The sequence below is a fragment of the Gillisella vitis genome, from assembly GCF_021559775.1.
Lineage (GTDB): Bacteria > Pseudomonadota > Alphaproteobacteria > Rhizobiales > Rhizobiaceae > Allorhizobium > Allorhizobium ampelinum.
This window is the reverse complement of sequence record NZ_CP056047.1, coordinates 1,167,039-1,178,859: the sequence shown is the minus strand read 5'-3', so window position 1 is coordinate 1,178,859 and position 11,821 is coordinate 1,167,039. Positions and strand designations below refer to the sequence as shown.

16 protein-coding genes and 1 tRNA gene are annotated in these 11,821 nt (G+C 54.5%); 10 read left to right on the top strand and 7 right to left on the bottom strand.

Annotated features, from left to right (window positions below; genetic code table 11):
* Positions 1–58: 58 nt before the first annotated feature.
* Entirely contained in the window at positions 59–295 is a 237-nt protein-coding gene (locus tag AVCG78_RS05510) for a hypothetical protein (RefSeq protein ID WP_071204479.1), read from the bottom strand.
* A complete protein-coding gene (locus AVCG78_RS05505) occupies positions 292–789 on the bottom strand; it encodes a hypothetical protein (RefSeq protein ID WP_071585258.1) in 498 nt (165 codons plus the stop codon). The genes AVCG78_RS05510 and AVCG78_RS05505 overlap by 4 nt, the downstream gene beginning before the upstream one ends.
* A gap of 104 nt (positions 790–893) precedes the next feature.
* Between AVCG78_RS05505 and AVCG78_RS05500 the strand changes: the two genes are divergently transcribed.
* From AVCG78_RS05500 to AVCG78_RS05480, 5 genes are all read left to right on the top strand, one after another.
* Positions 894–1,112: a hypothetical protein gene (locus tag AVCG78_RS05500; RefSeq protein WP_139191401.1), complete on the top strand. Its 219-nt coding sequence runs from the start codon at positions 894–896 to the stop codon at positions 1,110–1,112.
* An 85-nt stretch (positions 1,113–1,197) separates the two neighbouring features.
* Positions 1,198–1,959 carry an XRE family transcriptional regulator gene (locus AVCG78_RS05495; RefSeq protein WP_234665073.1) on the top strand — a complete coding sequence of 254 codons (762 nt, stop codon included), beginning with the start codon at positions 1,198–1,200 and terminating at the stop codon, positions 1,957–1,959.
* Between the two features lie 273 nt (positions 1,960–2,232).
* Positions 2,233–2,673, top strand: a complete 441-nt coding sequence (locus AVCG78_RS05490) for a hypothetical protein (RefSeq protein WP_071204476.1) — start codon at positions 2,233–2,235, stop codon at positions 2,671–2,673.
* Positions 2,660–2,866, top strand: coding sequence for a hypothetical protein (locus AVCG78_RS05485; RefSeq protein ID WP_071204475.1), 207 nt, complete (start codon positions 2,660–2,662; stop codon positions 2,864–2,866). Before AVCG78_RS05490 ends, AVCG78_RS05485 begins: the two co-directional genes overlap by 14 nt.
* Positions 2,867–2,872: 6 nt before the next feature.
* Positions 2,873–3,940, top strand: coding sequence for a tyrosine-type recombinase/integrase (locus AVCG78_RS05480; RefSeq protein ID WP_234902108.1), 1,068 nt, complete (start codon positions 2,873–2,875; stop codon positions 3,938–3,940).
* Between the two features lie 29 nt (positions 3,941–3,969).
* Here the strand turns inward: AVCG78_RS05480 and AVCG78_RS05475 are convergent, their stop codons facing one another.
* Together AVCG78_RS05475 and AVCG78_RS05470 are read right to left on the bottom strand one after the other, a co-directional pair.
* Positions 3,970–4,800: an ABC transporter permease gene (locus AVCG78_RS05475; protein WP_139191400.1), complete on the bottom strand. Its 831-nt coding sequence runs from the start codon at positions 4,798–4,800 to the stop codon at positions 3,970–3,972.
* Between the two features lie 255 nt (positions 4,801–5,055).
* A tRNA-Leu gene (locus AVCG78_RS05470) sits at positions 5,056–5,140 on the bottom strand.
* Between the two features lie 498 nt (positions 5,141–5,638).
* Here AVCG78_RS05470 and lipB point away from each other — a divergent pair.
* Complete coding sequence (lipB, locus tag AVCG78_RS05465) at positions 5,639–6,370, top strand: lipoyl(octanoyl) transferase LipB (protein WP_071204473.1); 732 nt, start codon at positions 5,639–5,641, stop codon at positions 6,368–6,370.
* Between the two features lie 21 nt (positions 6,371–6,391).
* Here the strand turns inward: lipB and AVCG78_RS05460 are convergent, their stop codons facing one another.
* The 3 genes from AVCG78_RS05460 to AVCG78_RS05450 form a co-directional block, all read right to left on the bottom strand.
* Positions 6,392–6,796: a helix-turn-helix domain-containing protein gene (locus AVCG78_RS05460; RefSeq protein ID WP_071204472.1), complete on the bottom strand. Its 405-nt coding sequence runs from the start codon at positions 6,794–6,796 to the stop codon at positions 6,392–6,394.
* A 506-nt stretch (positions 6,797–7,302) separates the two neighbouring features.
* Positions 7,303–7,506, bottom strand: coding sequence for a hypothetical protein (locus AVCG78_RS05455; protein ID WP_071204471.1), 204 nt, complete (start codon positions 7,504–7,506; stop codon positions 7,303–7,305).
* 44 nt (positions 7,507–7,550) lie between these two features.
* On the bottom strand, positions 7,551–8,144 hold the full coding sequence (locus AVCG78_RS05450; RefSeq protein ID WP_085946625.1) for a DnaJ domain-containing protein: 594 nt from the start codon (positions 8,142–8,144) through the stop codon (positions 7,551–7,553).
* 364 nt (positions 8,145–8,508) lie between these two features.
* Here AVCG78_RS05450 and purL point away from each other — a divergent pair, with 364 nt between their 5' ends.
* The 4 genes from purL to grxD all read left to right on the top strand — a co-directional run bounded on the left by purL (position 8,509) and on the right by grxD (position 11,674).
* Entirely contained in the window at positions 8,509–10,746 is a 2,238-nt protein-coding gene (gene purL / locus AVCG78_RS05445; protein WP_156582644.1) for a phosphoribosylformylglycinamidine synthase subunit PurL, read from the top strand.
* A 38-nt stretch (positions 10,747–10,784) separates the two neighbouring features.
* Positions 10,785–11,021, top strand: coding sequence for a BolA/IbaG family iron-sulfur metabolism protein (locus AVCG78_RS05440; protein WP_015915812.1), 237 nt, complete (start codon positions 10,785–10,787; stop codon positions 11,019–11,021).
* Between the two features lie 15 nt (positions 11,022–11,036).
* Entirely contained in the window at positions 11,037–11,237 is a 201-nt protein-coding gene (locus AVCG78_RS05435; protein ID WP_071204469.1) for a hypothetical protein, read from the top strand.
* Between the two features lie 101 nt (positions 11,238–11,338).
* Positions 11,339–11,674 (top strand): Grx4 family monothiol glutaredoxin, encoded by a 336-nt coding sequence (gene grxD, locus AVCG78_RS05430; protein ID WP_015915811.1) that lies wholly within the window; start codon positions 11,339–11,341, stop codon positions 11,672–11,674.
* The last annotated feature ends 147 nt before the right edge of the window (positions 11,675–11,821 follow it).

Sequence of the window (11,821 nt, the reverse complement as noted above, 5' to 3'; positions counted from 1 at the left end):
ATAAGGGAAAGCCCGGCAGAACCGGGCTTGGGAAACTTGACTGACGCATAACCGGCCATCAGTTCGCCCTCATCAGACGATCAAGATAGGCTTGCCCCAGACCGGTCAGCAGCACCGTCTTCTGATCCTCGCGGATCAGCACATAGCCGCAGGCACGGCAATCATTCGCCAACTGCCGGTCAGGGCCATCAGGCACGATCAGTCGACCACCATGGATTTTGAGCTTGCGCAGGAAGCCCCGAGCCCGCGCACTCAAGGGCCGTTCGAACAGCGGGGTAAAAGTTGCATCGATCATGGCTGATCTCCCACAACCCGAAGGCCGAATTTTTCCCCGCCCCGCGCTTTCACACCGGCAAGCGCCTTGCGGAACACACCAATCTTAGCTTCGAGCGCAGCCGCATCCCGGTCCATTTTGGTGGCTTCCGCCGGGGTCGCAACGAGATCGGAGAAGGCAATGGCCGCACCGGAAAAAAGATCACCAGCCTGCTGCATCATATCAGCATAGGCAAGGATGGCGCTTTGCTCGAGAGCACGGTCGCCTTCCGGGTCCGTCAACCGCCGACCGCTCAATTCCGCCATAGCCGAGGTGACCAGAGGCAGGCCGCATTCGCTCTCCAGGGCATAGACAACCGAAATCGGCATCAGGTCCGTATCACGCGGATTGTTCATCCGGCCGATATGGCTGGGGGAGACAGACGAGATCTCCGACGCCCGATCGATGCCGCCAGCCAGCCTAATCAGGTCACGTTGCGCCGCTTTGATGCGATGAAACCAAGCGCTTGCTTGCATAAGGCAAAACCTTTCCCGCGCCGGGAAATCTCCGGCGTTTTTCCCGTGGTGGGAATTGATCAAAAATGTGAGGAATGGGCCGTCAGATACTCAGGGAGGCCCGCATGCAAAACGATGACGATCCGCGCGAAGGCAGCCGCCAAATGGCCAGGAGAAGCCTGTTGGATAGACAAGCAAAAAGATTATCCAAGTCATCAACTGGATTTCCGTTTGCTGAGGCAAATTTCAAGAAATTGAATGGCAGTTACACGCTGGTCTGTGCCGCGTTCAATGTCCCGGGCCAAATCGATGCTGGGATCACGTTGACCGGACAGTACACGTGACAATGTACTCGGCGCGCGCCCGATACGGAGCGCAAAGCTCGACAACCTCTCACCGGATTCGTCCAAATACGTCCTAAAAGCATCCATGCAACATTACTTGCCAAATAGGCAATTTTTAGTCAAGAGCTATTTTGCCTATTTGGCTATGGCGCTGGAGCTTCAAACTGAGCATTTTTGCCATATGGACAAACAATACCCTAACAGACTGAATACGCTCCGAGAAGAACGGGGTATGACAATCGAGCAAGTAGCGGAAGCGACTGGCTTATCGACGTCATATGTGTCGAGGCTGGAGAATGGAGACCGCAACCTGTCGGTCAAAAATCTCAACCTCTTTGCGCACGCTTTGGGTGTCGAGCCTCAAGAAATTCTAATTAAGAGCAATGAACCGAAAGCGAATGTTGTAGCGGTGATGGGGCGCATTGGTGCTGGAGCCGAAATTTCGCCAGATGAAGAGCAGGTACCACCTGACGGCCTACATGAAGTCGAGACACCTTTCCCCATTCCCGACGATGCCCTGGCCTTCGAGGTCAGCGGCGATTCAATGTGGCCGCGATATGATGATGGCGACATTATAATTTGCTGGTCTCAGAGCATCATCCCAGAAGACGTACTTGGCTGGGAAGCCGCCGTCAGAACGCGGGATGGCCGTCGATATCTCAAGCGCGTCCACAAAGGTGCAGAAGCCGGAACTTATGACCTCGAAAGCCACAACGCACCACCCATAAGAGGGGTCGAGTTGGTGTGGGTCGCCTCCATTCAGTCGGTCATCAGAAGCGGTCAATGGAAAAGGGCAGCACCATCTGAGCGCCACAGGCGCATACGCAAGATGATCTCAGGGCGGTAGCAAGACATCGCACGTAATGAAAAGGCCCAGATGTTTCTGGGCTTTCTTGTATTTTTTATAAATTTGCCAAATAGACAAATTTGAGCTTGACGAATATTGCCTATTTGGCAATATTGCATTCACCATCAATTCGATGGTGGCATATTTAAGCCGTGCGGCTTGAGTGCATCAAACAGCAGGCAAAGATGAATCGGATGTAACGCGGGACGACACTCAGCCCGCGAACGCCGATCTGCGCCCGCTTTGCAGTCCCAGCGACAAGGAGCACTGAAATTGGCATTTATTAAAGACATCAACCGGCCAGTTGACCGTGAATTACTGAATATGATCGGAGATGGCGTAACGCCAGCCGAGATCGCAAAGTCTGTCCCCTGCTCTATCGATTCAGTTCGCGGCTGGCTTCGCCGGCTTGGATGCACCCACAATCGCAAGGGATTGTGGTTTCTGCCAAATGAAGCGTCCAAGAAGCCACAACAGGACAGCCGCCTCGCCCAGAAGCGACAGGTTGAGGTCCGCAAAGGCGTTCTGCAAGAACAGTTTCCATTTATTCGCACCCACATCACGATTAGGGACGATGGCAGCCGCATCACCCTTCCTGACCTCTCCATGCTGGCCGTTGCACGCGCCGAGCGCGACAGAAGGGAACGCTGTAGCGCGATGGCTTTCAATATCTCACACCCACAGCCGCAGGAGAAACAGAATGCGAAAGGCTGATCAGACTTTGGGGACACCACCCGCCAGAAAGCGTGCCAGCGAGCATGCCATGGCCGCTGCCTTGAAGGCCGCCCGACGCGCAGGCCTCATGGTAGACCGCCTGCTTATCCAGGACGGCACGGTTGAGATACGATTTGCCAGCAGCGTTGAGAGCGATGCCGAACCAGCCTCTCTTGACCTTAAAGAATGGTAGGATGTCATGAAAGTCAGCTATCCCGGCCTTATCAAGGAAGATCTGCCTTCTGGCAATGTTCGTTACCGCGTCCGGGTGATTGGCAACCCGAAACAGCGGATTCGCATTTTTTGCCTGCCAGGCGATGAAGACTTCAGCCGCCAATATACGCTTGCCCGCTATGGAGAACAGCCCGTGCCTTTGAAGAAGGCATCCGAGGTGGTCAAGCCCAGGTCTATTGGCTGGCTGGTGCACAGTTATTTTGAATATATGGAGCAAAGGGTAAAGGCCCGCCTCTCCAGCGCAAAAACGCTGAAGAAGAAACGAAACCTGCTGGCCCGGCTGATAGAGGATCCAGACCGGATCATGCTCATCCCGCAACCAAAGCTGATAGAAATGCAGGATAAAATGGCCAGTACGCCCGCCCAAGCGGACGCCTTCATCGAAGCTATCAGCGTCATGTATGAGTGGGCAATCAAGCGAGGCCACCTCAAAACCAATCCAGCTAAGGGAATTGACCGGATCTATAAAAAAGGCGACGGGGCAACGCCCTGGAAATCAGCCGATGTGAAACGCTTCTTTGCCAACCACAAGCCGGGTTCCAAGCCTTTCATTGCAATGTCCATTCTCCTTTGGACGGGTTGTCGCATCGAAGACCTGACATTCCTTGGCCCAAGGCATGAGTGCATTCTGGACGGGCTGGAAGCGCTGCGATGGGTGCCCGCAAAGAAGGGCTCATCCGAAGTGACCATTCCCCTGCTCAAGCCCTTAAAAGCCGCCATCCATAGCCAGGCCATCATTGCAGAGACCTACATCGTTGCACGTGGCAACAAACCCTTTGCCAGCGGTGATTCCATGTCGGCCATGTTCAAGCGCTGGTGCATTGACGCCGGCCTTAACCACCTTTCCGCTCATGGTGTGCGTAAAGGCCTGGCCGAGTTGCTGGCAGAACAGGGATGCAGCCAATATGAAATCACGGCCATTCTCGGCCACTCAGAAGCCAAAACTAGTGAGGTTTATACCCGCCGCGTGGAGCGATGGAAGCTCGCGCAGCAGGCGATGGACCGGCTTGATGTATCCGAGGCTTGGCGGTAACTTCCTACCTAATACGGATCCGCACTTACTCAACCCTCTAGCGCAAACTTGCGCGCCAAACGCTCAAGTATTAGGCCGAAACATACACTGCCTATAGCAAAACCAATGAGATATTGTTTATCAACATACTCAGTCGGATAACCTAGATAGTACGCCGATCTTACCCATTCAACCGCCTGAAAAACAGGATTCCATGAACACCAATATAGAGCCTGCTGTGGAAATGTATGGAGATAAATAGGCGCACCTGAAGTCAAATAAAATATTACCATTGAAAACCCATAAATCATTGGAAAAATGGGAACAATTGCAGAAATAACGCTCGCCGTTATTCCGAATCCAATTGATAAAATCACGGTAAAGAAGAAGGCAGTCAACGCCTCAGATGGGTAGGCCGGGACAGGATTAGTTCCTGTAAAAACCAAATAAAAACATATCAGCATAAACGCAATAACTATACCAATAAATTCAAGAAATGCACGGGCCAACACTATATCAAGCAGGCGCACAACAGGAAAAGCCATCATAGATTTATTTGCAACCAATGATATAGACATAAAGCGAGAAACATACATAAATGTCATAACGGGCAGCAGACCCGTCGCAAAGAACAACTGAAGATCATCGCCGAATTCAGAGGTTTTTCCAGTTACGTGATAGACACCCAGAAGCAAAAGAATATGCGCTACCGGAAATAGCGGTACAATCAAGAACCCTAAACCGTGGTTGAAGTAACGGCTTCGAATGTCGCGCATGATCACCGCGTGCATAACATTGAACTTTTCATTCAACGCGTGCTTGACCGTAATTTCAGAAGAAGCGTCTTTTTTCCTTAGGGCTCGAGCGGAAGTTTCTGTCACGGTCGCTTTCCAATTTTTCAATTGTCGATTTATAAATCAAAAATCCGGCTTTTCCGAGTCCGCGGCGTCGAACAACCTAAGTGCAAACGCAACCACGCCGCAACCAAGATTTATATATCTTGGGGTAGAGCGCTGGAAGCCTGCACAATAAGCAATGGTCCGGCTTGATGTGTCCCACGCATAGCTTTGACGTGGGACACATCAAAACTTAACCTGTTGAACAAAAAAGAAAAACCCGGCCTAAAGCCGGGTTCTTGGTGCGGTCGAGAAGACTCGAACTTCCACGGGTTGCCCCACAGCGACCTCAACGCTGCGCGTCTACCAATTCCGCCACGACCGCATCGTGGTAGAGTGCCGACTTGCGTCGACGGGCTGCATCTAGCAAATGCATCGGGGGTACACAAGGGCGGCTTGCAACATTTTTATGAAATCGCTCCACAGCATTGAATTGTCTGTTGAAAACTCGCTCCAGCCGGGCCAAATGCAGGGTGAAATGCGGCGCGCTGCTGGAATGACCCTTATAAGCAGAATGAACCACATAAGATTGAGTCATTGGAGATCACCGCTCATGCTCCCTTGCCGGTATAATCAAGGCGAGAAGGCGCGCACATCTTCTCCTTAACCTTGTCTGATTCGCGCCAAAGTTGAAAGTCAGAATATGCGCCCGTTTAACGACGGTGCCGTTTCACCATTGCATAATTCTTTCAGCCGAAGTCGGCGTAGAGAAAATTATGCAACAAACTTAAAGTGTTATACTGCCGCCCCATACAGGAGGTGCGGCGCTATAAACCAACCACACAATGGCGACCGCCAATTGTGCCCTTAAGGATAGCGTCTCATGCTTCGTTCCGATCTCGACAAGTCCATGCTTGCCAGCCCTGGCAAGGCGCCGATCCGGTGGCGGGTCAGCGACGGACTTGTTGGCTATGAGGATGCGTTGCGCGTGATGGAGAAGGAAGTGGCAGCGATTGCCGATGGCACCACCGACGAGCTGATCTGGCTGCTGGAACATCCGCCGATCTACACGGCAGGCACAAGTGCCGATCCGAAGGATTTGATCGACACGCAGCGCTTTCCTGTTTTTGCCACCGGACGTGGTGGTGAATATACCTATCACGGACCGGGCCAGCGTGTCGTCTATGTCATGCTGGATTTGAAGCGTCGCCGCCAGGACGTACGAGCCTATGTCGCCGCCCTGGAAGACGTTATTATCAAAACACTGGATATGATGAATATTCGCGGCGAGCGGCGAGAAGATCGGGTCGGAGTCTGGGTTCGCCGGCCAGATAAGGCACCTCTACCGGACGGTAGCGTTACTGAAGACAAGATCGCCGCTCTCGGCATTCGTCTGCGACGCTGGGTCAGTTTTCACGGCCTGTCTTTAAATGTCGAGCCAGACCTGTCTCATTTCAGCGGTATCGTACCCTGTGGCATCTCTGCCTATGGCGTCACCAGCCTTGTCGATCTCGGTCTGCCTGTGACGATGAACGATGTGGATATTCATCTCAAAGAAGCATTTGAAACGGTGTTCGGCCCGACAGTGGCCGACCAGCATATAAAGCCACGGTAATTGGCGCCTGAAAGGCACCCATTATCGGCTAGACCGCTGCTCCAAATCGCCAATCCTGCGATGCAGGATTTCGATCATGCTGCCGGTTTCCTGATACATATGGGTCAAACGATCAAGCTCGCGGCGCATGACCAGAAGCATGTCATCATCGGCATCGCCGCCATTGTCCTCTTCGTCTGGCCCGCGCCCGTTGCCTGTCATCAGCCATTGGCGGCAAACGCCAAGACTATCGGCAACCAATCCAAGACTTCTGGCATCGGCTTCACTGCGATCCGCCTCCCATGAGCGCAATTTCGCAACCGGCACGCCCGCGATCGAGGCCAAATCGGCGAGATCCATGCCTGCGCAATCCCGCGCAGTTGCAAGTCGCCCGCCCAAGGTATCGTCATTCACATTCAGTAGCCGGTTAATATCGTAAAGCCCCATAATACGATCTCCGTGAAAAAACGCCGATGATTCCCAGCCACCCGACATCCCTTGACCGCCTCTCGCCAAAGGCCCACGCCTTCGACAAATTTTTTACCCGCATGATTGCCAGCTTAAAATAGATCCAGATCGAAATCCGTCTGCCGCGCATCCGGGTTAAAAATACGCGCCCATCGGATTGCCACGCCGTTGAACCGTTTAAAACCGCAACAGAAATGTTCGCCGTCTCAATTGGTTCCACGCCGCAGAAAAAAATTATCCTGACGTCGCAAATTACGAAAATTGAAACTGTGCCGCAATGGCGCCTCACGACAAAATTCGTTTTCACGACTGTCATATTTAAATACCAGCCAGCAGACTCTCGGCAAAACGCTCGGTAATTCGAAATTATTCCTTGAAAAAGACAATATTTTTCAAGAGGAAAGCAATGGATTGAATTCCATGGAGTACGCTGATCGAACCCGACGTATCCTTATTGGCTTCTGTCGACAGGACTTAAGGGCGCGTTAACGAACCAAATAAGCGACGATCCAAAATGATCCATTTTTATTCCAATGGAAATTGACTGTCTTTTTTTGAGGCAGCCAAGCCAGGGCGAATCGACACGAACCAACAGACAACTGCAACGCTTTTCTGTTTGGATTATTTTTTTGAATGATGGTGCGCGCGATAAGCCGCTTCACACTTTTCGGGCCGATGGCTTCTGCCAAGCATCGGCTTATCCGAAAACCGCGCCACACTTTTCGGGCGGATGCTATTCAGCCGCCTTCGGCAGATCCGGAACAGGATCGGACAGCGTCTCCACCAGTGGCTCCAGCTCGTAGGAATAGCCCTCTAGCATGGAATAGGCGCGCTCGATGGCGTCGATCTGGGTTTCGGCATTCTTGATCGCTTCGGCAATCGACTGGGTGCGGGCGCGCAACATAGAGCCGAGCACATCGGTTTCAGGTCGCCGGCCAATACGATCCACATGCTTGCGGATACGGGTGCGGTGACGCTCCAGTTCCAGAATATGAAACCGGGCTTTGAGGATATCGTCCGTCAACTTGCGGCGCAGGCCCGCGACCGGATCGAAACTGCCGGGCTCGCGCTCGTCGAGAATCATGTCGTTAATCAGCGATTCCAGCACCATCAAGCCCTTCAGGTCGGCAACATCGGCCAATTGCGGATCATAACCGGTATCGTCATAGACCTTGCGGCGGACCGGGTCCTTCAAGAGATCGTAGGACGTGGTGATCCGGCCAAACTCATCCGGGTCACCGCCGGCGTCCGGATGGGCGCTCTTGGCCTTCTTGCGATACGCCGCCTTGACCGCTGCCTCATCGGCATCGCGCTCCAAACCCAGCATGACATAAGGATCGATCACAAAGGCACCTGTCTAGAATTCCAACCGGCCCGGCAAAGCGGGCAGACGTTTCGCATGCTGTAACACAGGCTCATCCGCCTCGCTTACATCGCGCATAAGTTTACCGCAGGCCGGGGCGAAAATGTGAAAAGAAATGGTCTATCCCCAAACAGATTGTCTGAGATGCCATAAACAGCGCTTTCACCAGCCCTGGAATTTGCGCAGATCCGGCCACAGATAAGCCATCGACACGCAAACCTTGGAAAGGCCGCATTTTACCCGCCGCAGCCACATTTTCCAGTCGCGCGAATGAATTGCCTGTTATAAAAGGGCGGCAAAATTCTCACTCCCAGTGCAAGAGAGAGCCATGACGATCCCGAATTCCCTCCCGATCACCCCGGAACTGGTTGCCTCCCACGGCCTGAAGCCGGAGGAATATGACCGGATTCTGCAATTGATCGGACGGGAGCCGACATTTACCGAGCTTGGTATTTTCTCGGCCATGTGGAACGAACATTGTTCCTACAAGTCCTCCAAGCGCTGGCTGCGCACCCTGCCCACCACGGGCGCGCGCGTTATTCAAGGCCCCGGCGAAAATGCAGGCGTGGTCGATATCGATGACGGCGATTGCGTGGTCTTCAAGATGGAAAGCCACAACCACCCTTCTTATATCGAACCTTATCAAGGTGCTGCGACCGGTGTCGGCGGCATTCTGCGCGACGTTTTCACCATGGGCGCGCGTCCGATTGCCGCCATGAACGCGTTGCGCTTCGGCGCACCGGATCATCCGAAAACACGGCATCTCGTCTCCGGCGTCGTGGCCGGTGTTGGCGGCTATGGCAATGCCTTTGGCGTTCCCACCGTGGGCGGCGAAGTGGAATTCGACGAGCGCTATAACGGCAATATCCTGGTCAACGCCTTTGCCGCTGGCCTTGCAAAGTCGGATGCGATCTTCCTGTCCGAGGCCAAGGGCGTCGGCCTGCCGGTCGTCTATCTCGGTGCCAAGACTGGCCGCGATGGCGTGGGTGGCGCGACCATGGCATCAGCGGAATTCGACGAATCCATCGAGGAAAAACGCCCGACCGTACAGGTCGGCGACCCCTTCACCGAAAAATGCCTGCTGGAAGCCTGCCTTGAACTGATGAAGACCGGTGCGGTCATCGCCATTCAGGACATGGGCGCCGCAGGTCTCACCTGTTCGGCGGTGGAAATGGGTGCCAAGGGCGATCTCGGCATCGAGCTTGACCTCGACACCGTGCCGGTGCGCGAAGAAAACATGACCGCCTATGAAATGATGCTCTCGGAAAGCCAGGAGCGCATGCTGATGGTGCTGGAGCCATCCAAGGAAGAGGTCGCCAAGGCGATCTTCGTCAAATGGGGCCTAGACTTTGCCATTGTCGGCAAAACCACCGATGACCTGCGCTTCCGCATTCTGCATCAGGGCGAGGAAGTCGCCAATCTGCCAATCAAGGATCTCGGCGATCATGCACCCGAATATGACCGCCCATGGCGCGAATCAGACAAGCGCGGCCCCCTGCCCGCCAATCTGGTGGACGAGCCAGCCGATTACCGCGCCGCTATTCTGTCGCTGGTCGGTTCGGCCAACCAGTCCAGCCGCCGCTGGGTTTACGAGCAGTATGACACGCTGATTCAGGGCAATTCGCTTCAGCTTCCCGGCGGCGACGCGGGCGTAGTGCGGGTGGAAAACCACCCGACCAAAGCGCTGGCCTTCTCCTCGGATGTCACGCCGCGTTATGTGGAGGCCGACCCATTCGAAGGTGGCAAGCAGGCCGTGGCCGAATGCTGGCGCAACATCACCGCAACCGGTGCCGAGCCGCTGGCCGCGACCGACAATCTCAATTTCGGCAATCCGGAAAAGCCTGAGATCATGGGGCAATTGGTGGAGGCCATCAAGGGCATTGGCGAAGCCTGCCGGGCACTGGATTTCCCGATCGTCTCGGGCAATGTTTCTCTGTATAACGAGACCAATGGCGTCGCGATCCTGCCGACCCCGACCATTGCTGGCGTCGGCCTTCTGCCTGACTGGAGCCGGATGGCGAAAATCGGCGGCGCCCAGGACGGCGATCATGTCCTGCTGATCGGCACCGATGGCACGCATCTCGGCAGCACGATCTATCTGCGTGACCTTCTTGGCCGCACCGACGGCCCGGCGCCCGAAGTGGACCTGCATGCCGAGCGCCGCAATGGCGACTTTATCCGGTCCGCGATCCGCAACGGCCAAGTCACCGCCTGCCATGACATTTCCTCCGGTGGTCTGGGGATTGCTCTGGCCGAAATGGCCATGGCCTCGGCCAAGGGTCTTACCATCGACTTGTCGGAAAGCCGCGGTCCAGCCCATGCTCTGCTGTTTGGCGAAGACCAGGCTCGCTATGTCGTGACGGTTCCGGCTGATCTGGCCAATTTCATCTGCGCCAATGCCGAAGGTGCGGGCGTACCGTTCCGCCGTCTTGGCAAGGTTGGTGGCGATGCACTTGTCATCGACGGTGTGTGTACAATCGCTGTAGAGGAATTGCGCAACACGCATGAATCGTGGTTCCCTAATTTCATGGATGGCAAGGCTGAAACCCTGGCCGCCGCGCAGTAAAACCAGGCGCGCAAAAAGATCAGAATGGGAGCAGAACCATGGCTATGAAGCCCGGCGATATCGAAGACATGATCAAAGCGGGTATTCCCGGTGCCAAGGTCGTCATCCGCGATCTGGCGGGCGATGGCGATCACTACGCCGCTGAAGTCGTGGCCGAAGCCTTTCGCGGCAAGTCGCGCGTACAGCAGCACCAGATGGTCTACGATGCCCTGAAAGGCAATATGGGCGGGGTGCTGCATGCGCTCGCCCTGCAAACCTCCATCCCCGAAGCCTGACGGTATCACATCATCATGAGCAACCCGATTACCTCGTTTTTCTCCTCACTGATCAAATCGGTGAAAGCTGAAATGTCCGACCGGAAGAAATACAAACAGGCCAAGCTGCAACGCTTGAATGCGCCGGCGTCCGACAAGAAGGTCGAGCCGACGCGGGCAAATAACCGCAACAAGGCTGCCCGTCAGGCCCGGCGCGTGACCCGCAACCGGGGCTGATGACCGTCTGTTTCCGTTTTGACTTTTGAAATTTCGGCAAAATGCGCCTATATAGGCAATGGAATACTGCGGCCTTGACCCGCATGTGAAAGGATAAATCCATGAGCGGTGTAAACGAATTCATTGATAATGCTGTAAAAAGCAATGATGTCGTGCTTTTCATGAAGGGCACGCCCCAGTTTCCGCAATGCGGATTTTCGGGCCAGGTCGTACAGATGCTCGATTATCTCGGCATCGACTACAAGGGCATCAATGTGCTCGCCGACCAGGAAATTCGCGAAGGCATCAAGACCTATTCCAACTGGCCGACCATTCCGCAGCTTTATGTGAAGGGCGAATTCATCGGCGGATGCGATATCGTCCGGGAAATGTTCCAGGCCGGCGAATTGCAGTCTCATCTCGAGGAAAAGGGCATTGCCGTTCGCGGCGCCGCCTGACGCGAACTGGATAAAGCCCGGTGGTATTCCGGGCTTGTCCCCATCGACCCCTTTGCGCATATTGCGGTGCGGCAAATTTGACGCACACAGCGGTCAGCTACAAGCCTATCGACAGCACGGCTCTCATAATCGATTCCGATTGAGGGA

What these genes read in the sequence shown, in the direction of transcription:
- AVCG78_RS05450 (WP_085946625.1), bottom strand. Translation starts at nt 8,144, where the DNA reads ATGCTGGGTTTGGAGCGCGATGCCGATGAGGCAGCGGTCAAGGCGGCG.
- AVCG78_RS05485 (WP_071204475.1), top strand. Translation starts at nt 2,660, where the DNA reads ATGCGAAAGGCTGATCAGACTTTGGGGACACCACCCGCCAGAAAGCGT.
- AVCG78_RS05495 (WP_234665073.1), top strand. Translation starts at nt 1,198, where the DNA reads ATGCAACATTACTTGCCAAATAGGCAATTTTTAGTCAAGAGCTATTTT.
- AVCG78_RS05440 (WP_015915812.1), top strand. Translation starts at nt 10,785, where the DNA reads ATGGCTATGAAGCCCGGCGATATCGAAGACATGATCAAAGCGGGTATT.
- AVCG78_RS05480 (WP_234902108.1), top strand. Translation starts at nt 2,873, where the DNA reads ATGAAAGTCAGCTATCCCGGCCTTATCAAGGAAGATCTGCCTTCTGGC.
- AVCG78_RS05435 (WP_071204469.1), top strand. Translation starts at nt 11,037, where the DNA reads ATGAGCAACCCGATTACCTCGTTTTTCTCCTCACTGATCAAATCGGTG.
- purL (WP_156582644.1), top strand. Translation starts at nt 8,509, where the DNA reads ATGACGATCCCGAATTCCCTCCCGATCACCCCGGAACTGGTTGCCTCC.
- AVCG78_RS05460 (WP_071204472.1), bottom strand. Translation starts at nt 6,796, where the DNA reads ATGGGGCTTTACGATATTAACCGGCTACTGAATGTGAATGACGATACC.
- AVCG78_RS05500 (WP_139191401.1), top strand. Translation starts at nt 894, where the DNA reads ATGCAAAACGATGACGATCCGCGCGAAGGCAGCCGCCAAATGGCCAGG.
- lipB (WP_071204473.1), top strand. Translation starts at nt 5,639, where the DNA reads ATGCTTCGTTCCGATCTCGACAAGTCCATGCTTGCCAGCCCTGGCAAG.
- AVCG78_RS05505 (WP_071585258.1), bottom strand. Translation starts at nt 789, where the DNA reads ATGCAAGCAAGCGCTTGGTTTCATCGCATCAAAGCGGCGCAACGTGAC.
- grxD (WP_015915811.1), top strand. Translation starts at nt 11,339, where the DNA reads ATGAGCGGTGTAAACGAATTCATTGATAATGCTGTAAAAAGCAATGAT.
- AVCG78_RS05510 (WP_071204479.1), bottom strand. Translation starts at nt 295, where the DNA reads ATGATCGATGCAACTTTTACCCCGCTGTTCGAACGGCCCTTGAGTGCG.